25 protein-coding genes and 3 tRNA genes are annotated in these 26,071 nt (G+C 28.3%); 23 read left to right on the top strand and 5 right to left on the bottom strand.

Annotated features, from left to right (window positions below; all coding sequences use genetic code 11):
* Positions 1-6 precede the first annotated feature (6 nt).
* The 10 genes from AC5SLT_RS03400 (at position 7) to AC5SLT_RS03355 (ending at position 11,041) form a co-directional block, all read left to right on the top strand.
* Positions 7-1,788 (top strand): sensor histidine kinase, encoded by a 1,782-nt coding sequence (locus tag AC5SLT_RS03400; RefSeq protein ID WP_494592536.1) that lies wholly within the window; start codon positions 7-9, stop codon positions 1,786-1,788.
* Positions 1,788-3,143, top strand: a complete 1,356-nt coding sequence (locus AC5SLT_RS03395; RefSeq protein ID WP_494592534.1) for a sigma-54-dependent transcriptional regulator — start codon at positions 1,788-1,790, stop codon at positions 3,141-3,143. Before AC5SLT_RS03400 ends, AC5SLT_RS03395 begins: the two co-directional genes overlap by 1 nt.
* On the top strand, positions 3,144-4,535 hold the full coding sequence (gene trkA / locus AC5SLT_RS03390) for a Trk system potassium transporter TrkA (protein ID WP_011282062.1): 1,392 nt from the start codon (positions 3,144-3,146) through the stop codon (positions 4,533-4,535).
* Between the two features lie 4 nt (positions 4,536-4,539).
* Positions 4,540-5,949, top strand: coding sequence for a TrkH family potassium uptake protein (locus AC5SLT_RS03385; protein WP_027306936.1), 1,410 nt, complete (start codon positions 4,540-4,542; stop codon positions 5,947-5,949).
* A 31-nt stretch (positions 5,950-5,980) separates the two neighbouring features.
* Positions 5,981-6,057, top strand: a tRNA-Arg gene (locus tag AC5SLT_RS03380).
* A gap of 170 nt (positions 6,058-6,227) precedes the next feature.
* A complete protein-coding gene (locus AC5SLT_RS03375) occupies positions 6,228-7,268 on the top strand; it encodes an amino acid ABC transporter substrate-binding protein (protein WP_011282064.1) in 1,041 nt (346 codons plus the stop codon).
* A gap of 65 nt (positions 7,269-7,333) precedes the next feature.
* Complete coding sequence (locus tag AC5SLT_RS03370) at positions 7,334-8,479, top strand: amino acid ABC transporter permease (protein ID WP_006996964.1); 1,146 nt, start codon at positions 7,334-7,336, stop codon at positions 8,477-8,479.
* Entirely contained in the window at positions 8,479-9,759 is a 1,281-nt protein-coding gene (locus tag AC5SLT_RS03365; protein WP_018414101.1) for an amino acid ABC transporter permease, read from the top strand. The genes AC5SLT_RS03370 and AC5SLT_RS03365 overlap by 1 nt, the downstream gene beginning before the upstream one ends.
* Before the next feature lie 3 nt (positions 9,760-9,762).
* Entirely contained in the window at positions 9,763-10,497 is a 735-nt protein-coding gene (locus AC5SLT_RS03360; protein ID WP_020169391.1) for an amino acid ABC transporter ATP-binding protein, read from the top strand.
* Positions 10,498-10,669: 172 nt separating this feature from the next.
* A complete protein-coding gene (locus AC5SLT_RS03355; RefSeq protein WP_018414103.1) occupies positions 10,670-11,041 on the top strand; it encodes a helix-turn-helix domain-containing protein in 372 nt (123 codons plus the stop codon).
* Between the two features lie 112 nt (positions 11,042-11,153).
* On the opposite strand, the gene AC5SLT_RS03350 is transcribed toward AC5SLT_RS03355, so the two are convergent.
* Positions 11,154-11,229, bottom strand: a tRNA-Asn gene (locus AC5SLT_RS03350).
* 51 nt (positions 11,230-11,280) lie between these two features.
* Positions 11,281-11,354 (bottom strand) — tRNA-Cys (locus tag AC5SLT_RS03345).
* A 127-nt stretch (positions 11,355-11,481) separates the two neighbouring features.
* Here AC5SLT_RS03345 and AC5SLT_RS03340 point away from each other — a divergent pair.
* From AC5SLT_RS03340 to AC5SLT_RS03330, 3 genes are read left to right on the top strand one after another with little or no spacing between them, the layout of a single operon-like run.
* Complete coding sequence (locus AC5SLT_RS03340) at positions 11,482-14,109, top strand: valine--tRNA ligase (protein ID WP_027306938.1); 2,628 nt, start codon at positions 11,482-11,484, stop codon at positions 14,107-14,109.
* On the top strand, positions 14,109-15,827 hold the full coding sequence (ilvD, locus tag AC5SLT_RS03335) for a dihydroxy-acid dehydratase (RefSeq protein WP_027306939.1): 1,719 nt from the start codon (positions 14,109-14,111) through the stop codon (positions 15,825-15,827). Before AC5SLT_RS03340 ends, ilvD begins: the two co-directional genes overlap by 1 nt.
* Complete coding sequence (locus AC5SLT_RS03330) at positions 15,827-17,029, top strand: sugar phosphate nucleotidyltransferase (RefSeq protein WP_494592531.1); 1,203 nt, start codon at positions 15,827-15,829, stop codon at positions 17,027-17,029. Before ilvD ends, AC5SLT_RS03330 begins: the two co-directional genes overlap by 1 nt.
* Before the next feature lie 57 nt (positions 17,030-17,086).
* Here the strand turns inward: AC5SLT_RS03330 and AC5SLT_RS03325 are convergent, their stop codons facing one another.
* The gene (locus tag AC5SLT_RS03325; protein ID WP_006996955.1) at positions 17,087-17,308 is read right to left on the bottom strand and encodes a DUF6552 family protein; all 222 of its coding nucleotides are present in this window, start codon (positions 17,306-17,308) and stop codon (positions 17,087-17,089) included.
* Positions 17,309-17,420: 112 nt separating this feature from the next.
* Between AC5SLT_RS03325 and AC5SLT_RS03320 the strand changes: the two genes are divergently transcribed.
* From AC5SLT_RS03320 to AC5SLT_RS03310, 3 genes are read left to right on the top strand one after another with little or no spacing between them, the layout of a single operon-like run.
* On the top strand, positions 17,421-17,783 hold the full coding sequence (locus AC5SLT_RS03320; protein WP_006996954.1) for a Fur family transcriptional regulator: 363 nt from the start codon (positions 17,421-17,423) through the stop codon (positions 17,781-17,783).
* Positions 17,783-18,181 carry a hypothetical protein gene (locus AC5SLT_RS03315; RefSeq protein WP_006996953.1) on the top strand — a complete coding sequence of 133 codons (399 nt, stop codon included), beginning with the start codon at positions 17,783-17,785 and terminating at the stop codon, positions 18,179-18,181. The genes AC5SLT_RS03320 and AC5SLT_RS03315 overlap by 1 nt, the downstream gene beginning before the upstream one ends.
* A 14-nt stretch (positions 18,182-18,195) precedes the next feature.
* Positions 18,196-19,194 carry an Ldh family oxidoreductase gene (locus AC5SLT_RS03310; protein ID WP_020169397.1) on the top strand — a complete coding sequence of 333 codons (999 nt, stop codon included), beginning with the start codon at positions 18,196-18,198 and terminating at the stop codon, positions 19,192-19,194.
* Here AC5SLT_RS03310 and xth read toward each other — a convergent pair.
* Together xth and AC5SLT_RS03300 are read right to left on the bottom strand one after the other, a co-directional pair.
* A complete protein-coding gene (gene xth / locus AC5SLT_RS03305; RefSeq protein ID WP_020169398.1) occupies positions 19,186-19,962 on the bottom strand; it encodes an exodeoxyribonuclease III in 777 nt (258 codons plus the stop codon). The genes AC5SLT_RS03310 and xth overlap by 9 nt on opposite strands.
* Positions 19,962-20,279, bottom strand: a complete 318-nt coding sequence (locus AC5SLT_RS03300; protein ID WP_006996950.1) for a HesB/IscA family protein — start codon at positions 20,277-20,279, stop codon at positions 19,962-19,964. Before AC5SLT_RS03300 ends, xth begins: the two co-directional genes overlap by 1 nt.
* Before the next feature lie 50 nt (positions 20,280-20,329).
* Here AC5SLT_RS03300 and AC5SLT_RS03295 point away from each other — a divergent pair, with 50 nt between their 5' ends.
* From AC5SLT_RS03295 to tatA, 7 genes are read left to right on the top strand one after another with little or no spacing between them, the layout of a single operon-like run.
* On the top strand, positions 20,330-21,445 hold the full coding sequence (locus AC5SLT_RS03295) for a deoxyguanosinetriphosphate triphosphohydrolase (RefSeq protein ID WP_494592529.1): 1,116 nt from the start codon (positions 20,330-20,332) through the stop codon (positions 21,443-21,445).
* On the top strand, positions 21,445-23,178 hold the full coding sequence (gene argS, locus AC5SLT_RS03290) for an arginine--tRNA ligase (protein ID WP_027306942.1): 1,734 nt from the start codon (positions 21,445-21,447) through the stop codon (positions 23,176-23,178). The genes AC5SLT_RS03295 and argS overlap by 1 nt, the downstream gene beginning before the upstream one ends.
* Positions 23,178-23,441: a hypothetical protein gene (locus AC5SLT_RS03285; protein WP_011282074.1), complete on the top strand. Its 264-nt coding sequence runs from the start codon at positions 23,178-23,180 to the stop codon at positions 23,439-23,441. The genes argS and AC5SLT_RS03285 overlap by 1 nt, the downstream gene beginning before the upstream one ends.
* Positions 23,431-24,381 (top strand): glycoside hydrolase family 3 N-terminal domain-containing protein, encoded by a 951-nt coding sequence (locus tag AC5SLT_RS03280; protein ID WP_011282075.1) that lies wholly within the window; start codon positions 23,431-23,433, stop codon positions 24,379-24,381. Before AC5SLT_RS03285 ends, AC5SLT_RS03280 begins: the two co-directional genes overlap by 11 nt.
* Before the next feature lie 8 nt (positions 24,382-24,389).
* Positions 24,390-25,130, top strand: a complete 741-nt coding sequence (locus tag AC5SLT_RS03275) for a segregation and condensation protein A (protein WP_011282076.1) — start codon at positions 24,390-24,392, stop codon at positions 25,128-25,130.
* Positions 25,127-25,828, top strand: coding sequence for an SMC-Scp complex subunit ScpB (gene scpB, locus AC5SLT_RS03270; RefSeq protein ID WP_011282077.1), 702 nt, complete (start codon positions 25,127-25,129; stop codon positions 25,826-25,828). The genes AC5SLT_RS03275 and scpB overlap by 4 nt, the downstream gene beginning before the upstream one ends.
* A gap of 42 nt (positions 25,829-25,870) precedes the next feature.
* A complete protein-coding gene (gene tatA, locus AC5SLT_RS03265) occupies positions 25,871-26,071 on the top strand; it encodes a twin-arginine translocase TatA/TatE family subunit (protein ID WP_006996943.1) in 201 nt (66 codons plus the stop codon).

Below are 26,071 nucleotides of genomic sequence, written 5' to 3'. Positions count from 1 at the left end.
TTCAAAATGATTGATTTTATTAAAAAAAATATATTCATCATTCTAGTATTTTTAATTACTTTATTCATAGGTTTTATAACTTTTTTAACGTTTATTGATAAAAGTTTTTTAAAATTATCTGATGACAATCTCCAACTATTATTAATTGTAAATACTGCATTGTTAATACTTCTTTTTTTTATGATATTTTCAGAAGTAAGAAATTCTTTAAAGATAGATGTTGATGTAAGCGGCTCTAAGGCCAATAGAAAATACATAACATTCTTTGCATTATTTACTTTAATTCCTTCGATTTTAATTTCTTTATTTTCATTATTTCTCCTTTCATTTGCTCTTGATAAATATTTGGATAAAAAAATTACAACAGCTGTTAATAATTCTTATGAAATTGCAAAAAGCTATACTGAGGAAGTTAGAACAAAAACACAATCAGAAATAATTTTAATAGCATTTGATTTAAACAAAAGTATCAATTTTTTAAATACAAATATTAATCAATTTAAAAGTTTTCTAAAAACTCAAAAACTAATTAGAGGTATGGACGAAGTTCATATTATTGAAGGTAATGGAAATTTATATTTATCAACTTTAGAAGATACTACTTTATATACACCTCCTTTAAGTGATGCTTTAGAAATGGTCCAAAGCGATAAAAGACCACTTAAAATTATTAATGCTTATAAAAATCAAACAGCATCCATTATAAAGCTTGAAAATTTTGAAGGTAAGTATTTATATATAGTAAAGTATTTAGATAAAAAAATTTCTCAATATTTATTAGAATCTCAAGAAGCTCTTAATTTTTACTACACAGTTTTAAATAAACAAACTGGGATTAAGATATCATTTGTATTTATTTATCTAGTTATAGTTTCACTATTATTATTTTTATCCATATCAATAGCTATAAGATTTTCATCAAGATTTTTTAGGTCTATTAATAATTTAATTATTGCATCCTCCAATATTGGAAAAGGTAATCTAGATATTAAAGTACCAGAAATTAAAACTGATAAAGACATGGAGATTTTAAATCAAAATTTTAATTTAATGATAGATAAATTAAAATCACAACAAGAAAAAATTATAATAAAAGAAAGACACGAAGCTTGGGAAAATTTAGCTAGAAAATTAGCTCATGAAATTAAAAATCCACTCACACCTATTCAATTAACTATCGATAAATTAAAAAATAAATATTCTGAAAAAATAGCAGATCATGAAAAAGAAGATTTTTCCAAAAGTTTATTGATTATTGGAAAGCAAATTAAACAAATTGAAAATTTAGTTAATGAATTTTCAGATTTTGCAAGAATGCCAAAACCAATTCTCAAAAATAACAACTTAGTTTCTTTGATAAAAGATAATGTTAAATTAATAAATGAATTAGATAATGAAATCATAATTGATTTTAAATCAAGTAAATCTAAAATTCTTTTAAACTCTGATAGTGAACAATTAAGCAGAGTTTTCTTCAATTTAATTAAAAATTCTATTGAAAGTATACAGGATAAGAAAATTGATAATGTTAATTTTAATGGAAAAATCGATATTTCTATAAATGAGAATGAGGAAATAATTAACTTCATTATTATCGATAATGGATTAGGATTTGGAATATTTAAAAACAATATAAAAGACATTCTAAATCCTTATTTTACAACCAAAAAAAAAGGTACGGGCTTAGGTTTGTCTATTGTTAATAAAATAATAAATGATCATAATGGTAAAATAAATTTTATATCACTTGAAAAAGGTGCAAAAATTGAAATTACATTTACAAAATAATGAGTACTGAAATATTAATTATTGATGATAATGCAGATATTAGAAACATTATTAATGATCTAATAATTGAAGCTGGTTACAAAACAAGATTAGCTGCAAACTATAATCAAGCATTAAATGAGATTGATAAAAAACTCCCAGATGTTGCAATAATAGATGTTAAGTTAGATAAAAGTGACAATGATGGTTTAGAGCTATTATCACACATCAAAACTAAGGATAAAAATATTCCAGTTATAATAATTACAGGTCATGCGAATGTTGAAATGGCAATCAAGGCTTTAAAAGCTGGTGCTTTCGAATTTATTGAAAAGCCCTTTAATCAGGAGAGATTATTAAATTTTATTAATAGAGCTGTTGAAAACTTAAATCTTAAAAATAAGAATAAAGAATTTGAAAGTAAACTTTTTTATTCTTATGAACTAATTGGTGATAGTGACAATTTTAAAAAAATAAAAGATCAAATAGATAAAATATCAGTTTCTGAAAGTAGAATTTTTATCAATGGACCTACTGGATCAGGTAAAGAATTGATAGCAAGAAAAATACATAAAGAATCCAAAAGACAGAAGGGTCCTTTTGTTATTTTGAATGGCGCATTGCTTGATATTAAAAAATATGAATTAGAATTATTTGGCGAAGAAAAAGATAATGGCTCCATAACTTATGGTGCTTTAGAGAAATCAACAAAGGGTATACTTTTAATAGATGAAATTTCTGAAATCCCACTTGATACTCAATCTAAAGTTTTAAGAGTTTTAATAGATCAAAAATTTAGAAGAATTAATGGTAGTCATGATATTAATGTTGATGTAAGAATTATATGCTCATCCAGTAAAGATATAAAAAAAGAAATAGAAAATGGTAATTTTAGAGAGGACTTATATCATCGACTTAATGTATTTGAAATTAACATCGACCCTTTAAAAGACAGGGTTTCAGATATACCTTTGTTAGTTGAATATTTTTCTGAAAAAATTTCAACAAACTATAATTTAAAAAAACTAAGTATTGATACAAATAATAAATATTTACTCAATTATGATTGGCCAGGAAATGTTAGAGAATTAAGAAACTTAATAGAGAGAATAGCAATACTTTCGCCTGATAATAATGACAAAATTTCAAATATTATTAAAGAATCCCTAAAAACACCTGATATTAAGAATATACCATCAGAAAACTCTTTATCTATACCATTAAAAGAAGCTAGAGAAAATTTTGAAAAAGAGTATTTAACTACACAATTAAAAAAATTTAATGGCAATATATCAAAAACTGCTGATTTTATTGGAATGGAAAGATCTGCCTTACATAGAAAGCTTAAAGGTTTAGGGATCAAGGAATTAAACTAAATGAATATTATAATTTGTGGAGCTGGTAGAGTGGGCTTTACTATCGCAAAAATTTTAAGTGAGCAAGGTCACTCAATAACTATAATTGATCAATCAAGTGAAGATATACAAAAGATTGATGACACACTGGATGTAAAGTCAATTGTGGGTAAAGCTACTTATCCATCAATTTTAGAAAAGGCAAACGCAACTGAAGCTGATATGATTATCGCAGTAACTCGTAATGATGAAATTAACATGTTGATATGTCAAATTGCATTTTCAATATTTAATGTTCCAAAAAAAATAGCAAGGATCAGATCACAAGATTATTTAAATCCAAAATTTACAAAAGTTTATAATAAAGAAAATTTACCAATAGATGTTATTATCTCACCTGAGATTGAGATAGCAAAGTCACTTCAAAGAAAACTAGAAGCCCCTGGTTCACTAGATAATGTTCCTTTTGCTAATAATAAAATTAGATTGCTTGAGATTTTGATAGATGAAAATTGTCCAATAAAAGATATCAAACTTAATGAACTTACAAAAAAATTTCCAAAACTTAATTCTAATATAATGGGAGTAATTAGAGATGAAAAATTTGTTTTATTAAAAAAAACGGATGTAATGCTTAAAGAAGACAAAGCTTATGTTGTAATTAATGCCTCACAAATGAATGAAACTTTAGCAGCCTTTGGTCATACAGAAAAAATTTCTAATAAAATTTTGATAATTGGAGGAGGAAATATAGGATTTAACTTAGCAAAAAATTTAGAAGAAAGCTTTGATTCTGCAAGAGTTAAGATAATAGAAAAAGATAAGGAAAGAGCAGAACTTATTGCAAGCCAATTAAATAACACAATTGTTATAAATGGAGATGCTTTAGATGAAGAAGTTTTATTGGAGGCAAATTTAGAAGAGGTTCAAACTGTTTTGGCTCTGACAAATGACGACGAAGATAATTTAATGATAAGTGTATTGGTTGAAAAATTTGCTAAAGACAATGATGAATTAAGTGACAAAAGAACTATGGCATTAATTAACAAGCCTAATTATTCTCTTTTACAATCTTCTTTAAAAATTGATGATTTTATTGATCCTAGAATGAATACTGTATCAAGTATCTTAAAACATATTCATAAAGGCACTATTGAAAATGCTTATAGTATTTTGAATGGTGAATATGAGATTATTGAAGCTGAAATTATTGAAACTTCAGAGTTAGTAAATAAAGAGTTAAAAAATTCTAACTTACCAGATGAAATAAGAATAGGTGCAGTTTTAAGAGGTGAAGAAGTAATTATTCCTAGATCAAATTTTGTATTTAAAAAAGAGGATATTGTTGTTCTTTTGGCTAATAAAGATTTCTTACATGTTGTAGAAAACATGTTTCGTATAAGCTCTATTTAATTTAATGAAATACTTTAAACTCATTTACTTGAGTGTTTTTTTTGGAATAGTTTCAATTTTAGCTTTTTTTAATATCACTTACTCTTACTATCTAAACCTCTATCTAAATCTAAATACTTATATATTTACATTTATAGTCTCTATTCTTTTAACAATATTATTTTATTATTCAAAAAATAATGATGAAAAAAAAATAACTATATATGATAAAATATTAACAATACTTCTTGGTTATTTTTTATTACCACTAGTTATTTCTATACCTTTTTATTTTAGTATTTATAATTTAACTTTTGTTAACGCTTTCTTCGAGTCAATTTCTGGATTCACCTCAACAGGTTTTACTATTTTTGACAATATTAATCATATTGATCAAAGCTTAATATTATGGAGATCTGCATCTCAATGGATAGGGGGTCTTTATTTTTTATTTTCTATAATACTTTTAATTGATATTTTTGATCATAGTTTTAAAAAATCTTTAACTAATTTTTTATCTTTTAATAAATCTGAAACATTCAAACAAGCATTCAAAATTTTTTTATTTTATTCATTAATTACACTTTCAATTTTTATAATTTTAAGTTTATTTGATATTAGGTTATTTAATTCTCTAAATTTAGCAATGACCATAATTTCATCAGGTGGTTTTTTACCATCTAATAATTTGTCTAATTTATTGGTCAATAATTCTCAAGTTATAATTATATCAATTTTATTACTATCTTCTTTTTTTAGTATTTTTTTAATTTACAATTTAATCTTTACAAAAAACCATAATCTTAATTTCTTTAATGAAGATATTCATTTGTTGTTTTATTTCTTATTTTTGTTGATTATTTTTTTTGTATTTTTAAATTTTGAAAATAATTTTAGTGAGTTATTTTTATCCTTAACAAGTAGTATTTCTAATGTAGGTTTTTCTCTTAATAATTCTTCTAGTAATTTATCTTTTGTTTTTCTAATACTTGTTATTATTGGAGGATCTTTTTTTTCGACAAGTTCTGGTATCAGGTTTTTAAAAATCTATTCTTTATTTAAATATTCAATTAACGAAATTCTTTCTTACAGTAGACCTAAAAATATTTACATAAATAAACACTTGTTTTCAAAAGATACATTCAAATTAGATGAAATTTATAAATATTTTTTATCTGTAATAGTTTTTATAATTTCTTTATTAATTTTAACCTTTTTATTAACTTTAAGCGGAATTGATTTTGAAAGCTCTTTTAAACTCTCAATATTAACCATAATGAATACAGTAAACTCCTCAATGTTTGGGTTGGCTGATTTTAGTTTTTATGATCTACATTTTATCACTAAGTATTATCTAATTTTATTTATGATTATTGGTAGACTAGAGCTTCTAACTTTATTAATTATTTGTAAAAAATTTCTTTTTAAAAATTAAATTCGTACTATAAATATACTAATATTAATTTGCGCTCTTAGCTCAGCTGGATAGAGCATCGGTTTTCTAAACCGAGGGTCGGTGGTTCGAGTCCACCAGAGCGCACCATCACTATATGTAACACATTGTTTTTAATGGAGCACTACATATAGTTAGAACAATTCTAAAGACTAAATTTTTATTTTGATGGTAGATATAAAATGTTAAACATCTAACTTAATTCAAATCATTTTGAATTATTTGTTAACAAATAAATAAATAAAACAGAGGAATAAAATATGTTTAAATACGTAAAACAATTAACTTCTCTAGTTGCTATGGTTGCAGTTCTGTTTACTTTTACAACAGAAACAATGGCCGCTAAGAAGTCAAAAACTCTTAAGAACACTCAGAAAAAAGGTTTCGTAAGATGTGGTGTATCTCAAGGTCTACCTGGATTCTCAAATGCTGACGCTGCTGGAAATTGGACTGGTGTTGACGTTGATGTATGTAGAGCGGTTGCTGCTGCAGTATTAGGTGATGCGAACAAAGTTAAGTTCACTCCACTAAGTGCTAAAGAAAGATTCACAGCTCTAACTTCTGGTGAGATTGATATCTTATCAAGAAACACAACTTGGACACTTTCTAGAGATGCTGACATTGGTTTAACTTTCGTTGGAGTTAACTTCTACGATGGCCAAGGTTTCATGGTAAGAAAAGACTCAGGAATTACTTCTACGAGCCAATTCAAAAATGGAATTTCAGCATGTACTAACATTGGTACTACAACTGAACTAAACATGAGAGACTTCTTTAATTCAAAAGGAATTTCTTATGAGCCAGTTGCTTTCGAAAAAGCTGATGAAGTTGTTGCAGCTTATGACTCAGGCAGATGTGATACTTACACAACTGACAAATCTGGTCTAGCAGCACAAAGAACAAAAATGACTAACCCTGATGATCACGTAGTGTTACCAGAGACTATTTCTAAAGAGCCTCTAGGACCTGTTGTACGTCAAGGTGATGCAGTTTGGGAAGACATCGTAAGATGGTCACTAAACGTAATGATCGAAGCTGAAGAGTACGGTATTAACTCTGCAAACGCTGACATGATGAAAACTTCTGAAAACCCACAAATCAAAAGACTTGTTGGTTCTGAAGGTGAATTAGGTGCAGCATTTGGTTTAGATAACGATTGGAGCTTAAGAATTATCAAACAAGTTGGTAATTATGGAGAAAGCTACAAGAGAAATATCGCTGATACTGGTATTTTACCTGACAGAGGTCCAAACCAAATTTGGACTAAAGGTGGACTACTATACGTACCACCAGCAAGATAATTATTATCTAACAAAACATAAAAAGGGCTAGATTTATCTAGCCCTTTTTTTATAATACTCATCACATGAAATTAAAAAAAATCTTACCTCAACTATTAACATTATTATTTATAGTTTTAATATTTGGTTTCTTTACCATGAATGCTCAAGAGAACATGGATACAAGAGGTATTCAGTTTGGTTTTGGTTTTTTAACCCAAGAGGCATCATTTGATATACAATTTTCTTTAATTGATTATGATGGGTCACACTCTTATGCAAGAGCATATCTTGTTGGATTATTAAATACACTCTTAGTAGCTTTCATTGGAATTATTTTAGCTACATTATTGGGTCTTATTGTTGGTGTTGCAAGATTATCCCCAAATTATTTGATTAGAAAAACTGCTTCTTTTTACATAGAATTCTTTAGAAATGTTCCATTATTATTACAGATTTTCTTTTGGTATTTTGCAGCCCTAAGAGCTCTGCCAATGCCTCAAGATGCTACATTATTATTAGGTTCATCTTTTATGACCATAAAGGGACTTTATACACCAGCTCCAATTTGGACAAATTTCGATATTTTTTTTACAACGTTAATTGCTGCAATGATTTTAATTTTCTTTTTTGTCAAATTTGCAAAAAAGAAACAAGAACAAGAGGGAAAACAGTTGCCTGTATTAATTGTCTCATTAGCTATTTTTATAGGTCTACCACTGTTAACATTTTTAGTAGGTGGTGTTGATTTATCTTTTAGCTTTCCAGAATTAAGAAAAATGTCACAATCTTCTTACACATTTGATGGGGGTATGGGTATACCACCTGAACTAATTGCGTTAACTTTAGCCTTAACTCTCTATACGGCAACTTTTATTGCAGAAAATGTAAGAGCAGGTATTCAAGGTATTGGCAAAGGGCAAAAAGAAGCTGCTGCATCAATTGGTTTAACACCAAGCCAAGTTTTGAAATTAGTAATTATGCCTCAAGCGTTAAGAATAATTATACCACCTACTACTAATCAATATTTAAATTTAACCAAAAACTCTTCTTTAGCAGCAGCAATTGCTTATCCAGATCTAGTTTTAGTTTTTGCGGGTACTGCTATGATGCAAACAGGAAAAGCAATTGAAATTGTTGGTATTACAATGGCCACATATTTAACTATTAGTATAGCAATTTCATTACTAATGAATTGGTACAACCAAAGAATAGCGATAAAGGAAAAATAATGAATTCAAAAAATCTTGATTTACCAAAAGCTAAAATTCAAATAAATAGAAATACTTCTCTTATTATTGGAATTTTATTTTTTTTCTTAGGTATTTTTGATTTTTGTTTAAATAATTTCTTTGGTACAAATATTACCTCTTTCTTACCTAGGTTTATTAACTTTTTTACTCCCTTAATCTTTGGGGTAATTGGTCTTCATTTTATTAGAATTGAATTTTCAGGTATTAAAATTTTAGATAGCCTTAATAAAAACATTAACCCAAGTAATTTTAACGCAGCTTTAAGTTTGTGTATTATTTTTCTTATAATATTTTCACTTCCTCCATTATTAAATTGGTTCATTTTTGATGCTAATATTTCTGGTGACACTAAAGAAGCGTGTACAGGTGGTGGTGCTTGTTGGGTTTATATTAAAGTTTGGTTTAATAGATTTATGTATGGAATGTATCCTAATGCAGAACAATGGAGAATTAACATTACATTTATTGCTGTATTAGCCTTTATGGCAGCTGGATTTTTTGTACCTGCTAAATTTAGAAATTATCTTTCTCTTTATTACACCCTTATATTACCAATTATTTCTTTTATCTTAATCTACTATTTGATTTCAGGAGGTTCTTTTGGACTAGAGTGGGTTGAAACAGGTGCGTGGGGTGGCTTATCTTTAACTTTTATAGTTTCTTTTTTCTCATTAATTTTTTGTTTTCCAATTGGCATGATGCTGGCTCTTGGTAGAAGATCTGATTTACCTGTTGTTAAATATTCATCTCTTTCATTCATTGAATTTTGGAGAGGTGTTCCTTTAATTACAGTTTTATTTATGTCAGCTGTAATGTTTCCAATGTTTTTACCTGATGGAACATATGTAGATAAACTAATTAGAGTTGTTGTAGCAATTACTTTATTTGAAGCGGCTTATACAGCTGAAGTTATAAGGGGAGGACTACAAGCTCTTCCAAGAGGCCAATATGATGCAGCTAAGTCACTTGGGATGGGTTACTGGAAACTTCATATTTTTGTTATCCTTCCACAAGCTTTAAAATTAGTAATTCCAGGAATTGCGAATACATTCTTAGCACTTGTAAAAGATACACCACTAATTTTTGTAGTAGGTCTTTTAGAGGTAGTTGGTATGTTAAATTTAGCTAAAACTAATCCCGAATGGCTAGGATTTTCGATGGAAGGATACGTATTTGCTGGAATAATATTCTGGATTATTTGTTATAGTATGAGTAAATATAGCCAGAAATTAGAATTAAAATATAAAACAGATAGATAAATTATGTCAGATTCAATTATTCAAATTCAAAATGTAAACAAGTGGTTTGGGGACTTTCAAGTATTAAAAGAAATAAATCTTGAAGTTAAACCTAAAGAAAAAATTGTTGTGTGTGGACCATCTGGATCTGGAAAATCTACATTAATTAGATGTATTAATAGACTAGAAGAGCATCAAAAAGGATCAATCATTGTTGATGGCACTGAAATTTCAGAAGATACAAAGAATATAGAACAAGTTAGAGCTGAAGTTGGAATGGTTTTCCAACAATTTAATTTATTTCCTCATTTATCTATTTTAGACAATTGTACGTTAGCTCCAATTTGGGTAAAGAAAATGCCAAAAAAAGATGCAGAACAATTAGCTTTAGAACACCTTGAAAAAGTACAAATTTTAGATCAAGCCCAAAAGTTTCCAGGTCAATTATCAGGCGGACAGCAACAAAGAGTTGCCATTGCAAGAGCACTTTGTATGGAACCTAAAATTATGTTATTTGATGAGCCTACATCAGCATTAGATCCTGAAATGATTAAAGAAGTATTAGATGTTATGGTTAATTTAGCAAAACAAGGTATGACGATGATTGTTGTAACTCATGAGATGGGCTTTGCTAAAGAGGTAGCTGATCAAATGATTTTTATGGATGAGGGAATGATCGTTGAAAAGGCCACAACAAAAGACTTCTTTGCTAATCCCAAAAATGATCGTACTAAACTTTTTTTAAGCCAAATTTTATAAGTCTTTTAAGCTTATATCCCAACAATTTTACTTATAAATTTTACCCCATAAACTCTTGACACATTTTGTTTTTTTGTACCTAATTTTCTAAAATAAATAAATTTTTGTGTTGCGATAATAGTCAAAAATTAGTTCAATATGAATTTAAAAACAAACTTTAAGAGGGGTCTTAATGGAAGATAATTTTAACAAACATTTAGGTAATAAATTAAAGCTAAGAAGATTAGCTTTAGGTCTCACGCAAACAAAAGTTGCAAAAGCAATTAATGTTACTTTTCAACAAATTCAAAAATATGAAAAAGGAACTAATGGAGTTAGCTCAATAAGACTTCTTCAATTAGCAAATTATTTAAAAGTTCCAGTAAATTATTTTTTTGAAGATTTTTCAGAATATTTAATAAATCTAGAAAGATCTCAAGAAGGTCACATGAATGTAAATTATAATTTTTTAGTTAAATTATATTCTGAACTTAGTAACGATCAAAAACTAAAATTTAGTAAATCTTTACAAATTTCAAATATTGGAGTTTCAAAAGTAGGCTAATATAAATCATAGTTTAAGACCCCAATAAATTTAAATATTTTCATATAAATAAACTAATAATTTTAAGTTCTTTTTTAATAAGATTTATCAATAATAAAGAAAGTAATTTTTTTGGCTCCTCGGGCAGGACTCGAACCTGCGACCAATTGATTAACAGTCAACTGCTCTACCAACTGAGCTACCGAGGAATATTAAAAACACAACTTACTTTTTTTTAAGAGTAAAACAACATTTTTTTTTGGAGGCATCGCCCAGAATCGAACTGGGATACAAGGATTTGCAATCCTCTGCGTAACCATTCCGCCACGATGCCTTTTCATCTCAATTTAAAACAAATAGAGAGCCTTTTATATATTAAATATATAAAATTAGTCTACCAAATAAGCTTTCAAAATGATTATTGTTAAATCATATTATTAAATTATAAACTTATTATCACCATGAGTAACGACAAATACATACATACAGATGTTGAAGATAAGATTTATTCTTATTGGGAAAAAAATAATTTATTTAAACCCATTAAAAATAAGAAACAATTTTCAGTGGCTATACCTCCACCCAATGTAACAGGTAGCCTTCATATGGGGCACGCTTTGAATAATTCAATTCAAGATCTTTTGGTTAGATATCACCGTATGAATAATTACGAAACATTATGGCAACCAGGAACAGATCACGCAGGTATTGCTACACAGGCTTTAGTTGAGAAAAAATTAACCACTGAAGGTATTGATAAAAATCAAATTGGAAGGAAAAAATTTATAGAAAAGGTTTGGGAATGGAAAGAAGAGCATGGTGATATCATTTTAAATCAACTAAAAAAATTAGGCTGCTCTTGTGATTGGTCGAGAAATGCTTTTACAATGGATGAAAATCTTTCAAAATCAGTTTTAAAAGTTTTTGTAGAGCTTCATAAAAAAGGTTTAATCTATAAGGATAAAAAACTAGTTAATTGGGATACAGTTTTAAAAACTGCAATATCTGACTTAGAAGTTGATCAACGAGAAGTTAATTCTAAAATTTATTACATTCAATATCCAATTGAAGGTTCTAGTGATTTTATAACTATAGCTACAACTAGACCTGAAACTATGTTGGGTGATACAGCCATCGCGGTAAATCCTAAAGATGATCGATTTAAACATTTAGTTGATAAGTTTGTAACAGTTCCAATTGTTGGAAGAAAAATAAAAATCATCAAAGATGATTATGCTGATCCAGAAATGGGAACTGGTGCTTTAAAAATAACACCTGCTCATGATTTTAATGACTATCAAGTTGGACAAAGAAATAATTTAGAAATCATAAATATTTTTACTGAAGGTGGTAAAGTTAATGATAATGCCCCCAAAGAATATATTGGCCTTGATAGATTTGAAGCTAGAAAAAGAATTTTAAAAGAACTTAAAGAAAAAGAATTCTTTGTTAAGGAAGAAAATATAAAGAATAAAGTTCCCTATGGGGATAGATCTAACTCGATAATTGAACCTTTTTTAACAGAACAATGGTTTGTAGATGCAAAAAAATTATCAGTTAAAGCTAAAGATATAGTTAACTCTAAAAAAACTAATTTTTTTCCTGCTAATTGGTCAAAAACCTATTTTCAATGGATGAACAATATTGAGCCATGGTGTATCTCAAGACAACTTTGGTGGGGACATCAAATACCAGCATGGTATGGGCCAGATAAAAAAATCTTCGTTGCAATAAATGAAGACGAAGCAAAAGCTGAAGCCAAAAAATTCTACAATAAAGAAGTAGATTTAATTCGTGATCCAGATGTATTAGATACCTGGTTTTCATCAGGCTTATGGCCCTTTGCTACATTAGGGTGGCCTGATGATAAAGAATATGTTGATAAATTTTACCCTACATCAGTACTTGTTACAGGATTTGATATTATATTTTTCTGGGTAGCTCGAATGATTATGTTTGGAATGGAGTTTCTAGACAAAGAACCTTTTAAAGATGTTTATGTTCACGCCCTTGTTAAAGATGAGAAAGGACAGAAAATGTCTAAATCTAAAGGAAATGTAATTAACCCTTTAGATTTGATTGAAAAATATAGTGCAGATGCTTTAAGATTTACTTTACTTTCAATGGCATCACCTGGAACAGATGTAAAACTTTCTGAAGATAGAGTTAAAGGTTATAGAAATTTTTTAAATAAATTATGGAATGCAAATAATTTTTTAATTACCAATAATTGTGATTTTTCTAAAATTGATGAAAAACCAAGTTTATCAATTAATATTAATAAATGGATCTATTCTGAACTTATAGAAACTAAAAATAAAATTGAAAAAAATCTAAAAGATTACAGGTTCGATGAAGCTGCAAAAAATGCTTATCAATTCACTTGGCACTCTTATTGTGATTGGTATTTAGAACTATCTAAAACAATCCTATTTTCAGAAGATGAAAAAGCAAAAGATGAAGTAAGACAGGTATCTGCTTATGTGTTTAGACAAATATTAATAATATTACATCCATTTATTCCGTTCGTGACTGAAGAAATTTGGCTAAATAATAAATTTGATAACTCGGGTAAAGACTTTTTAATGTTAGCTAATTGGCCTTCTGGAGAGCTTGAAAGTGATTCATCTAATAATCAAGTAAAGAAGATTATAAGTATAGTCTCAGAATTAAGATCGTTTAAAAATGAATTAAGTGTAAGCCCTGGGTCATTTATAGATATTTCAATAGAAACTGTTAGTAAAAAAGAGCAATCATTTTTTATTGATAATGAAATTATTCTTAAAAAACTTGGTCGCATTAGAAATTTACATAATAAAGATTTAGACAAACCAGCGGCTACATTGATGGTTTCTGGTGATCTGTTTAAAGTATATTTTGATGAAGATGTTGATTTAAAATTAATCAAAAAAAACTTAACTACAAGACAAGATAAATACCAAGAGGAAATGAATAAGATATCAGAAAGATTAGCTAATAAAAGCTTTGTTGATAGAGCACCAAAAGATATTGTTGATCAAGAAAAAACTAATTATAATAATTTAAAAAATGATGTTGAGAGAATATCAATAACTATAAAGGGTATATAATGGCAAAATTTAATAAAAAGAAATTACCAAGCAGACATACTTCATTAGGTGCTGATAGAGCTCCACATAGATCATTTTACTATGCGATGGGTGAAACTGAAAAAGATGTAGCAAAACCTTTTGTTGGTGTTGTGTCAACTTGGAATGAAGCTGCTCCTTGTAATATTGCTTTAATGAGACAAGCTCAATCGGTTAAAAAAGGTGTTAGAGCCTCAGGTGGTACTCCTAGAGAATTTTGTACAATAACAGTAACTGATGGTATTGCGATGGGTCATGAGGGAATGAAATCGTCTTTAATTTCTCGTGAAGTAATTGCTGATTCAACTGAACTTACTGTACGTGGTCATTGTTATGATGCATTGGTTGGTATTGCAGGATGTGATAAATCTTTACCTGCTTTAATGATGGCAATGGTTAGATTAAATGTCCCAAGTGTATTTATTTATGGTGGTTCAATACTTCCAGGTCAATACAAAGGTAAAGATGTAACTGTTGTTGACGTATTTGAAGCGGTTGGAAAACACTCAGCAGGGCAAATGACTGCTAAAGAATTAAGAAAATTAGAATTGGTTGCATGTCCAAGTGCTGGCGCTTGTGGAGGTCAATTTACTGCAAATACTATGGCCTGCGTTTCTGAAGCTATTGGTTTAGCATTACCTTATTCAGCTGGAACACCTGCTCCATATGAAGAACGTGATAAGTATGCATTATTGAGTGGAAAGACTGTAATGAATTTATTACAAAAAAATATTCGTCCAAGAGATATTGTTACCAAAAAATCTTTAGAAAATGCTGCAACAATAGTTGCGGCTACTGGTGGATCGACAAATGCTGCTTTACACTTACCAGCTATTGCTAATGAAATTGGAATTAAGTTTGATTTAATGGATGTAGCTAAAATATTTAAAAAAACTCCTTATCTTGCTGACTTAAAACCAGGTGGAAAATATGTTGCAAAAGATATGTGGTTAGCTGGTGGAGTTCCAATGTTATTAAAAACTCTTTTTGATGGTGGTTTTATTCATGGTGATTGCATGACTGTTACTGGAAAAACGATGAAACAAAATTTAAAAAATATTAAATTTAATCCTAAGCAAAAAGTTCTAAGAGCATATGACAATCCCTTATCACCAGATGGAGGAGTTGTTGGTCTTAAAGGTAACTTAGCCCCTGATGGTGGAATTGTTAAAATTGCTGGTTTAAAGAAATTACAATTCACTGGAAAAGCTAGATGTTTTGATAATGAAGAAGCTGCAATGGCTTGTGTGCAAAATAAAAAATATAAAGCAGGTGATGTAATTATCATTCGTTATGAAGGACCAGTTGGGGGACCTGGTATGAGAGAAATGCTTTCAACAACGGGTGCTATTTATGGTCAAGGTATGGGTGAGAAGGTTGCCTTAATTACTGATGGAAGGTTTTCAGGTGCCACAAGAGGCTTTTGTGTGGGTCATGTTGGCCCTGAGGCGGCCTTAGGCGGTCCTTTAGCTCTTTTACGTAATGGTGATGTAATTGATATAGATGCTAAAAAAGGAACTATTAACGTTAGATTAACTAAATCACAATTAGCCACAAGACATAAAAAGTGGAAAGCAAAAAAATCAAGCTTTGGATCTGGTACTATTTGGAAATATGCTCAAACAGTAGGTCCCGCTTATTTAGGTGCACCAACACATCCTGGTAAAAGAAAAGAAGTAAAAGTTTACGCTGATATTTAATGAAAATTAGACCAGTTATATTATGTGGCGGAGCAGGAACTAGACTTTGGCCTAATTCTAAAAATCATCAGGCTAAACAATTTATTGATTTTGGTAATTGGACTTTATTAGGAAAAACTTTTGATAGAGTTAAATCTTCAAATTTTGCTGCACCGATCATAAGTACAAATCTTAAATATTTAAAAGAAGTAAAAAAACACCTTAAAAAACACAAGATAAGTAGATATAAAATTGTTTTAGAACCTGCAAAAAGAAATACAGCACCAGCAATTCTTACATCAGCATTAATTAAAGATATTCCAAATGAACAACCCTTAATGTTTTTTGCAGCAGACCACTTAATAGAAAAAGCAAGAATTTTTAATAAAGCTATCAATAAGAATAAAACTAATTTAACAGACAAAAATATATTCATCTTTGGAATTAAACCAACATCACCATCAAGTGAATATGGTTATTTTTTAACAAAAAAAGTTAAAGGAAATATTAATAAAGTAACAAAATTTATTGAAAAACCTAAAGAAGCTAAAGCTAAACAAGTCATTAAACAAAAAGGTTATTGGAATTCTGGTATGTTTTTTTTAAGAAAAGACTCAATAATAAATAACTTTAAAAAATACCAACCTACAATATATAAAAATTGTCTTAATGCTGTTTCAAAAGCTAAACTTAAAGATAACACTTATTACTTAAATAAAGCTTCATTTGAAAAAGCTACAGCAAAATCTTTTGATTATGCAATTTTAGAAAAAACCAAGCAAATTAATGCTATTAAATTAGACATTCCTTGGTCAGATCTTGGCAGCTGGAAAGAGATCTTAAAAATGTATGATAAAAATAAGAATAAATATTATAAGAAAAAAAATGTTTATTACCGGCCTTGGGGTAGGTACGTTAATTTATTCGAAGGTAAAGGTTTTTTAATCAAAGAACTATTTGTTAAGCCTAAAGGTGTTTTAAGTTTACAAAAACATCATCATCGATCAGAACATTGGTTTGTAACTCAAGGAACGCCTAAAATTACACTTAATAAAGATAGTTTTTTTAGAAAAAAAAATGATCATATATTCATTCCATTAGAAGCAATTCATAGAATTGAAAATAAAGGCACAAAGCCTGTTAAAATTATTGAAGCACAAGTTGGATCGATATTAAAAGAAGGTGATATTGTCAGGTTTCAAGATGTGTATGGTCGTACTTAATAATATTAATACAGCTACATAAAGATGTAAGATACAGCTTGTTCTATTCAATTAATCCTAAAATATAATTTTATAAATTCCAATTAAAAATAATGGTATCTGTAACCCAAAGTTTGTTAATATGGCTTTATCTTTTGATATAAAACCAGCTATTGTCCAACCAATAACTCCAAGACCATGGAAGTAGATGTTAATAGGGTAGATATTTAAGTTAGTTAATAATATTCCAGTTAATACTAAAGCAGTGCTGATCCATTTTAGGTATTTTTTTATAAGCATAGTCTCCTTTAAATGTAAGTTTTGTTAGGAATTTATTACAATTATAGAACAAACAAAAACCTTTATTACTGGGGTATTGACATAAAAAAATGTTATGTTATAACATAACAAAATGAATAATCACGACATAGTTTTTGATATAATTAAGAAATCTAAAAAGCATTTAACGGCTTATGAAATATTAGATAAATTTCAAAAATTTAAAAAGATACAGCCAATGGCTGTTTACAGATCTTTAAAAAAACTAATTGAAGAAGATAAGATACATAAATCTAATCAAAATAAGACCTATGTATTGTGTAGTCATGAGCATGTTAAGCATAATCCATCTATAGCTATTTGTAGAGATTGTGGAGACACAGAAGAGCTTAAATCAGAATTATTTGAAACAATATTTAAAAAAAACCCAATCAAAAAATATGACTTCAGTGATTTTCAGCTTGAAGTCTCAACAAAATGTAGGAGATGTAACTAATGGAACACGCACATGAATTACCAGAATTTCTTCACTTTTTAGAAGAACTTATAGAGGAATATGGAATATTAAGAGGATTTGTATTTGGTTTTGTTCATACGTTAATACCATTAATTGGTTTTTATTCAGGTTGGAGCATAAACCGTTTTTTGAAATTAGTTTCTAATGGTGCAATTGCTGGAATAATTGGAATAGTTTTAGCTCATATTATAGCAGACTTTATAGCAGCATTACTTGATCCAAATTTAAAAAGTGCTGCCTTTGGAATTGTTCTTGGAGGCTTCTTACCTTTATTAGCGGTACCTTTTTTAGAAAAATATGTAACGAAAAGCCAATACCATAATGTTGTTGGTGATCATGAAGATCTAAAAAAAGATTTGAAAAGCAAGCATAAATAATATTTAATATTGGGATGAGTACAGTTCCCTTAACATTAAAAGAAATTTTAGAACTAGCCAAAAAAACACTATTAGCTAATGGTTGTGATGAGGAAAATGCTAGTATTCTAGCGGATACTATTATGAGAGCTGAAAGAGATGGTTCTGTTTCTCATGGTTTGTTTAGATTACCAGCTTATGTAGCAGGCTTAAAAAGTAAAAAGATTAATGGTAAGGCAAGACCCGAATTAGAAAATGTTGCTCCAAGTATTATTAAAGTACTAGGCAACAATGCAGTTGCTCCTATGGTTTTAAGTTTAGGATTACCTGCAGTTATTGAATTAGCAAAAAAAAATGGTGTAGCAGTTCTTGCCATAAAAAATTCACATCACATGGCAGCCCTTTGGCCTGAAACTGAAGCTATTGCTGAAGCTGGACTTGTTGGTATTGCTTGCACATCTTATAAGCCAGCTGTTGCACCAGCGGGTGCTACTAAACCTTTATATGGGACAAATCCAATTTCTTTTGCTTGGCCTAGACCTGGTAAAACTCCTGTTGTCTATGATATGGCAACTGCTTCAATGGCAATGGGTGAAGTTCAAATTGCAAAAAGAGAAGGGCACAAAGTTCCCCTTGGAACGGGTTTAACTAAAGAGGGTAAAGAAACAACCGATCCTGGAGAAATAGCTGATGGTGGAGTTATACTTCCTTTTGGAGGCTATAAAGGATCTAGTATTGCAATGATGGTTGAATTATTAGCTGGAGCATTAATAGGTGAAAATTTTAGTTTTGAAACTGCTGCTAAAGATAATAACGATGGTGGTCCTCCAAGTGGTGGTGAATTTATCATGGCAATCTCACCAGATAAAATTTCTAGTAAAGGTTGGGATAAACACGCAGATGAATTTTTTAGTAAAATGTCAGCTATGGAGGGTGTTAGGCTTCCAGGAGAAAGAAGACATAAAAATAGATTAAATAAAGGACCAAGAAATATTAATGAAGAACTCGTTAATAAAATTAAATCTTTAAGCTAATTCAATTTCAATAGGTGTGTGATCAGAGGGTTTTTCTTTTCCTCTTGGGTCTTTATTAATATTAACATTTTTTACTATATTTAATAAAGAATTTGATACTAAGAAGTGGTCAATTCTTAATCCATTATTTTTCTGCCAAGCACCTCTCATATAATCCCAATAAGTATAGCCTTCCTTTTCACCATGAATGTGACGGTAGGCATCATGAAAACCCAGATTAATCATTTCTCTAAATTTTTTTCGTATCTCAAGTCTGTATAAAGCATCATCTTCAAACCCTTTAATATTATAAGCATCTTCAGCTGAGGGAAGAATATTAAAATCTCCAGCTAAGATAATATTTTCATTTTTCTTTGAAAGAGTTTTTAATTGTTTAATTAATTTATCTAACCAGTTTTTTTTATAAGTGTATTTATCAGTATCTACAGGATTACCATTTGGAGTATAAATATTAATCAGTTGAATATTTTTTTTTTTATGCTTTAGTTCAGCTGAAATAATCCTAGATTGTTTCAATTTATCTTTAATCAAATCTATTTTAACATTTTCTAGTTTGTGTTTGGATATAATAGCAACACCATTATAACTTTTTTGTCCAAATACATGACTCTCATAATCTAATGCTGAAAAATCATCATAGGGAAAAGTCTCATCTTGTGTTTTAATTTCCTGCATCATAACAACATCTGGAGAAAATTTTTGAAGATATTCTTTAATATTTTCAATTCTTGCTCTAACAGAATTAACATTCCAAGATGTAATAATCATTATATAGAGAAAGAAACACCACAACCGCAAGAAGATTTACTTTGTGGGTTAGTGATCTTGAATTGATCGCCAATTAGTTCTGAAACAAAGTCCACTTCTGAACCTTTTAATAAGTCTGCTGAAGTTTTATCTATAAGAATATTTTCATGTTTTAAGTCGTCAGCTTCTAATTTTTTGTCAAAAGTAAACTCATATTGAAAACCTGAACAACCACCGCCTTTAATAGCGATTCTAAAAAATGACCCTGGATCTTTTTGAGACAACAAATTATTAATCTGTTTTATAGCTTTATCTGTAAATTTAATTTCTTTAATCATATAACAACACTGATAATACTAATATAATATCAATTTATTAAATTTAAAGTATGAATAATTACTCAAATTTAGCTTTATCTAAAAGCAAAGGTCGTATTTTTAAAGAAGCTAATTCACTTTACAGAACTCCATTTCAAAGAGACAGAGATAGAATTATTCACAGTGCCTCATTCAGAAGGTTAAAACATAAAACACAAGTTTTTGTTAACACAGAATGGGATCATTTTAGAACTAGAATTACCCATTCAATTGAGGTTGCGCAAATTGCAAGATCAATAGCTAAACATTTAGGTTTAAATGATGATCTAGCTGAAACCTTAAGTTTGGCTCACGACTTAGGGCATACTCCGTTCGGACACGCTGGAGAAGATGCTCTTAATGAATGTATGGTTAACTTTGGAGGCTTTGACCACAATCTTCAAACCTTAAGAATAGTTATGTTTCTTGAGCATAAATACCTTAAATTTAAAGGCCTGAACTTAACATTAGAAACTTTAGATGGATTATTAAAGCACAATGGCGCAATTGATGATCTCTCCACAGTTAATAGGTTGATTGGATTAAAAAGTTTTAAGAATAAAATAAACTTTACTAACTCTGGTTCATTGGAAGCTCAAATATCAGCAATCTCAGATGACATTGCTTATAATAATCATGACATACAAGATGGAATTAGAGCTAAAATGTTTAATTTAAACGACTTGATTGAAATTAATTTTTTTAAAGATATTTATAAATCACACAAAAATAATATTAAAAACAACAATAAAGATATTTTGATATATCAAATAATACGAGATTCAATTGATTTAATGGTTAGAGATTTAATTAAGAATACTAAAAATAATTTAAAAAATAATAAAGTCAAATCTTTAAAAGATGTTTATAACTTAGATGATCCTATAGTGTGTTTTTCAAGTAAATTTCTTAAAATTGAAAAAGAAGTTAGGTTTTTCCTTAGAAGCAAAATGTATAACAATAAAAAAGTATTATTAAAAAATAATCATGGAAAAAAAATTATTAATAAACTCTTTTATAAAATTAAGAATAAGCCCAAAAAATTTTTAAACGATGATCAATTAAAGAATGATCTAAATAGAGCAATAGCTGATTTTATCTCAGGTATGACAGATAGATATGCAATCAATTTAAATAAAGGTATTTAATGAACATTTTTGATCTCTACTTGGATAAAATAATAATCTTGATTAAAAAGCTTAATAAAGATGGTTCTTTAGAATTACCTGAATCTTTAAATGGAATTAATGTAGATATACCACCATCAAATTTTGACTGCGATATATCAACCAATGTAGCCATGGTGCTCTCTAAGGCTAATAAAAAATCTCCAATTGATATTGCAAATATTTTAATTGAATTAATTAAAAATGAAGATGAAAAAATAGAATCTATTTCTGCAGCAAAACCAGGATTTATTAATATTAAATTTAAGACAATATATTGGAATAATTTTATTAAAAGTATTAATCAAAATCACAAGGATTACGGTGTCAATAATAAAGAAAAAAAACAAAAATATCTTATAGAATTTGTTTCAGCTAATCCCACTGGCCCTCTTCATGTTGGACATTGTAGAGGTGCAATATTGGGAGATGTTATTTCAAATATATTAATTTTTAACAAGCATGATGTTTCAAAAGAATATTATGTTAACGATTATGGTAATCAAATCATAAATTTTACAAAATCTGTTTTTTTTAGAATTAGGGAAATACTTTTTAATGAAAAATTCCCAATTGAAAACTCTGATTTATATCCTGGTGATTACTTAGTTGGTATTGCTAAAAATATTATAAAATCTAATAAAGTTTTAAAATTTGATAAATTTGAAAATGTTTCAAAAGAACTAACTTTATTATCGGTTTCAGAATCTTTAAAATTGATTAAAAATAATTTATCAAATCTTGGAATAGTGCACGATAGATTTACAAGTGAAACTGATATTGTCTTAAATAATGAAGTTCAGAAAGCAATTGATAAATTAAAGGAAAAAAAGCTTGTTTATAGTGGAAAAATTAAGGCTCCCAAAGGTGAAGATGATGAAAACTGGGTAGAAAGGGAGCAACTTTTATTTAAATCAACAGATTTTGGTGACGATAAAGATAGAGCACTTCAAAAGTCTGATAAATCGTGGACTTACTTTGCTAGTGATGTTGCCTATCATGATAATAAATTAAATAGAAATTACGATACACTTATTAATATATTAGGGGCTGACCATGCTGGCTATATTAAAAGGATAACTTCTGTCGTTGAAGCTCTATCAGGAGATAAAAAAAAATTGATTTGTAAAGTAAGTCAACTCGTCAAATTAATTAAAGATGGAAAACCTTTTAAAATGTCAAAAAGAAAAGGTGACTATATAACAGTTGAAGACTTGATAGCCGAAGTTGGTAAAGATGCCACGAGATTTATTATGCTTAATAGAAGTAGCGATGTAGAGTTAGATTTTGATTTTACAAAAGTTAAAGAAAAATCTAAAGATAACCCACTTTATTATGTCCAATACTGTTATGCTAGAATATCATCTGTCTTTAGACACGTAAATCTTAATATAGAAAATGATTTGAATATAAAAGATTACGAATTTGCATATACGGGTGATGAAATAAAGATATTAAAAAAAATAGCAGAATGGCCTAAGTGTATTGAAGCTGCAAGTCTAAGACTTGAACCCCACAGAATACCAGTTTATCTTTACGAACTATCATCAGAATTTCATTCTTATTGGAATATGGGCAAAGAGGATCAATCAAAAAGGTTTATTAACGAACAAAAGAAAATTTCAAATGATAAATTAGTTTTTTTAAAAGTTATATCTAATGTTATCAAATCTGGAATGGATATTGTTGGAGTAGACACTCCTCAAAAAATGTAATGTTAAAAGAACTTAAATATCTTTTATTTTTGATTGTTATAATTTTATTTTTTTTTCTATCTTTCAAATATTATTTTTCAAATGAAAATAAAAAAAATTCATACCGATCTTTGAAAAATATTGAGGATAAAACTGAAAATTATTCTCGCAATCTTATTATACTTAAAAGTGATACTGTTGATATTGTTGAATATGTTGAAAAAACCATAGATAAAAATAAAAAGAATTACAAGTTTTGGGAACTAATTAATAATGATGGATAATCGTAAAAGTTTCATAGTTGGTTTAAAATCTACTAAATTATTGACTAGTGAAAAAAAATTTCTAATTAAACACAAGCCTTGGGGAATAATACTTTTTTCAAGAAATATTAAAAATATTGAACAATTAAAAAAATTAACAGGTCAAATTAGAAAAATATTCAATGATAAAAAATATCCTATTTTAATTGATCAAGAGGGTGGTAGAGTTAATAGATTAAAAAAATTTTTTAAAGCAGATAAGTTTACTGGAGAATTTTTTGGTAATCTTTATCTTAAAGATAAAAAAAAATTTTATATCGAATATAAAAAGTTTATCAATAAAACTGTCTTATTATTAAAAAATGTAGGAATTAACATAAATACTTTACCAGTCCTTGATGTTAGATCCAAAGGATCAAGTGCAATAATTGGTGACAGAGCCTTTTCAGACAATGCAAAGATTGTTTCAGAAATTGGAGATATTTGTATTAAAGAGTTTCATAATAATAAAATTGCCACTGTGATAAAGCATATACCAGGACATGGTTTAGCAAAGGTCGATAGTCATAAAAAAACTCCTACAATCAATAAGGAATTAAGATATTTAAATAATCATGACTTTTTGGCATTCAAAAATAAAAACAGTTTATTTGCAATGACAGCACATCTTATTTATAAAAAAATTGACAAAGTTAATACCGCAACACATTCGAAGAAAATTATAAAATTAATAAGAAATCTAATTAAATTTAGAAATATTTTGATGTCCGATGATATATCAATGAAAAGTTTAAAAGGCTCTATAGCAATTAATACAAAGAAATCTTTTAGTGCAGGTTGTGATTTAGTTCTTCATTGTAATGGAAATTTAAAAGAAATGAATGATGTAGCCCTATATTCACCAGTTATAAGTAAGTTTATTAAAAAAAAAACATCACAATTTTATAAGATTATAAGCTAATATTTGTCATGGCCGATTCTGATTCTAAAAACTTTAATGTAGATCTTGATAATTATAACGGCCCACTTGATGTGTTATTAGATTTGGCAAAAGCTCAAAAAGTTAATCTTGAGAATATTTCTATAACATTACTGGCTGATCAATTTCACAATTATATTACTAATGAAAAAAATCTAAATCTAGAATCTGCATCAGAATACTTGTTGATGGCTACATGGTTAACTTATCTTAAATCAAAACTTTTGTTGCCAGGAAATCCAGAAGAAGAATTTAAAGTTTTAGAAGTTGCTGAAAAATTAAAATTACAATTAAAAAAATTAGAATTGATTAGATTACTTTCTGACCAAATGTTACAAAGAAAAAGACTTGGTAGAGAAATAAGAACTAGAGGAATTAAAGGAAATATACGATCTATATATAGTACTGAATATAAACTAAATCTTTACGAACTTTTAAAATCTTATTCCTCAATTATTATGACCAAAGATTTTCAAAGGATGAATATTCCTAAACTTCCAGTTTTTACCACTGAAGATGGCATCAAAAGAATAAAAGAATTCTTTGGTAAATTAATTGATTGGAGAAATATTAATGAACTAATACCTTCTTCATTTAAAAGTGGCTCAAAATTTAAAACAACCGGTAAAGCAGGAATTTTTGCTGGTTCCTTAGAGCTGGTTAAAGAGGGCAATCTGACTATAAAGCAAGAAAACTTATTTGATGATATTTATATTAAAGAATTAAAATGACAAAAATAAAAAAAGAAACAAATAACAATATAGTTACTTTCCCATCAAAAATGAATGATGGCGAAAGAGAAGTTGAGGCAATAATTTTTGCTGCTGCTGAACCATTAGATATTGACACTATCGAATCTAAAATTTCAAAAAAAATTGATGTTTTAAAATCATTACAGAAATTACAAAAAGAATATTCATTAAGAGGAATTAATCTAGTTTGTATTTCTAATAAATGGTCTTTTAGAACTTCTGAAAATTTATCGAACCTTATGTCTCAAGAAAAAACTGTAGAAAAAAAATTATCAAGAGCTGCAGTTGAAACATTAGCAATAATTGTTTATCACCAACCTGTTACTAGAGCTGAAATAGAAGAAATAAGAGGTGTTGCTTTTGGAACAAACACACTTGAGATTTTAATGGAGCTAAATTGGGTAAAACCACAAGGCCGTAAAGATGTACCCGGTAAACCAATTCAGTATGGAACAACTGATGATTTTTTAAGTCATTTTAGTCTTCAAAAATTGTCTGATTTACCTACAGTTGACGAATTGGGATCTGCCGGTCTTATTGATAGCTCAAATATTGATAATGCAATATTTGGTACTGGTAAATTTTACAAAGAGAAACAAGTTGAAAAAAAAGAGGATATTTATGAAAATATCGATGAGATGTTAGGTGGAACACTAAGTCCAGATGAAGAAAAGTAAAAAGTTACTTTAAAAATAAATTTAAAAGAGGTATAAAATATTATGAGCATTGGAATTTGGCAAATAGCAATCGTAGTCATTCTTGTTGTACTTTTATTTGGTAGAGGCAAGATATCTAGCTTAATGGGTGATGTAGCCAAAGGTATAAAAAGTTTTAAAAAAGGTATGGCTACAGACATTACAGATGAACCTGAGCCTAAAAATGTTTCAGAAAATAATCAAGATAGCAAAGACAAAGAATAG

The sequence above is a fragment of the Candidatus Pelagibacter sp. PS_11 genome (genome assembly GCF_059417975.1).
Note: the sequence above shows the minus strand (reverse complement) of the source record. Positions and strands in the feature narration are given on the sequence as shown.

Coding starts and splice junctions, on each gene's coding strand:
- AC5SLT_RS03400 (WP_494592536.1), top strand. CDS start 7: ATGATTGATTTTATTAAAAAAAATATATTCATCATTCTAGTATTTTTA.
- AC5SLT_RS03355 (WP_018414103.1), top strand. CDS start 10,670: ATGGAAGATAATTTTAACAAACATTTAGGTAATAAATTAAAGCTAAGA.
- AC5SLT_RS03340 (WP_027306938.1), top strand. CDS start 11,482: ATGAGTAACGACAAATACATACATACAGATGTTGAAGATAAGATTTAT.
- AC5SLT_RS03370 (WP_006996964.1), top strand. CDS start 7,334: ATGAAATTAAAAAAAATCTTACCTCAACTATTAACATTATTATTTATA.
- AC5SLT_RS03285 (WP_011282074.1), top strand. CDS start 23,178: ATGTTAAAAGAACTTAAATATCTTTTATTTTTGATTGTTATAATTTTA.
- AC5SLT_RS03280 (WP_011282075.1), top strand. CDS start 23,431: ATGATGGATAATCGTAAAAGTTTCATAGTTGGTTTAAAATCTACTAAA.
- AC5SLT_RS03315 (WP_006996953.1), top strand. CDS start 17,783: ATGGAACACGCACATGAATTACCAGAATTTCTTCACTTTTTAGAAGAA.
- tatA (WP_006996943.1), top strand. CDS start 25,871: ATGAGCATTGGAATTTGGCAAATAGCAATCGTAGTCATTCTTGTTGTA.
- AC5SLT_RS03375 (WP_011282064.1), top strand. CDS start 6,228: ATGTTTAAATACGTAAAACAATTAACTTCTCTAGTTGCTATGGTTGCA.
- AC5SLT_RS03365 (WP_018414101.1), top strand. CDS start 8,479: ATGAATTCAAAAAATCTTGATTTACCAAAAGCTAAAATTCAAATAAAT.
- AC5SLT_RS03360 (WP_020169391.1), top strand. CDS start 9,763: ATGTCAGATTCAATTATTCAAATTCAAAATGTAAACAAGTGGTTTGGG.
- scpB (WP_011282077.1), top strand. CDS start 25,127: ATGACAAAAATAAAAAAAGAAACAAATAACAATATAGTTACTTTCCCA.
- AC5SLT_RS03330 (WP_494592531.1), top strand. CDS start 15,827: ATGAAAATTAGACCAGTTATATTATGTGGCGGAGCAGGAACTAGACTT.
- xth (WP_020169398.1), bottom strand. CDS start 19,962: ATGATTATTACATCTTGGAATGTTAATTCTGTTAGAGCAAGAATTGAA.
- AC5SLT_RS03385 (WP_027306936.1), top strand. CDS start 4,540: ATGAAATACTTTAAACTCATTTACTTGAGTGTTTTTTTTGGAATAGTT.
- AC5SLT_RS03325 (WP_006996955.1), bottom strand. CDS start 17,308: ATGCTTATAAAAAAATACCTAAAATGGATCAGCACTGCTTTAGTATTA.
- AC5SLT_RS03275 (WP_011282076.1), top strand. CDS start 24,390: ATGGCCGATTCTGATTCTAAAAACTTTAATGTAGATCTTGATAATTAT.
- AC5SLT_RS03295 (WP_494592529.1), top strand. CDS start 20,330: ATGAATAATTACTCAAATTTAGCTTTATCTAAAAGCAAAGGTCGTATT.
- ilvD (WP_027306939.1), top strand. CDS start 14,109: ATGGCAAAATTTAATAAAAAGAAATTACCAAGCAGACATACTTCATTA.
- trkA (WP_011282062.1), top strand. CDS start 3,144: ATGAATATTATAATTTGTGGAGCTGGTAGAGTGGGCTTTACTATCGCA.
- AC5SLT_RS03310 (WP_020169397.1), top strand. CDS start 18,196: ATGAGTACAGTTCCCTTAACATTAAAAGAAATTTTAGAACTAGCCAAA.
- AC5SLT_RS03395 (WP_494592534.1), top strand. CDS start 1,788: ATGAGTACTGAAATATTAATTATTGATGATAATGCAGATATTAGAAAC.
- AC5SLT_RS03320 (WP_006996954.1), top strand. CDS start 17,421: ATGAATAATCACGACATAGTTTTTGATATAATTAAGAAATCTAAAAAG.
- AC5SLT_RS03300 (WP_006996950.1), bottom strand. CDS start 20,279: ATGATTAAAGAAATTAAATTTACAGATAAAGCTATAAAACAGATTAAT.
- argS (WP_027306942.1), top strand. CDS start 21,445: ATGAACATTTTTGATCTCTACTTGGATAAAATAATAATCTTGATTAAA.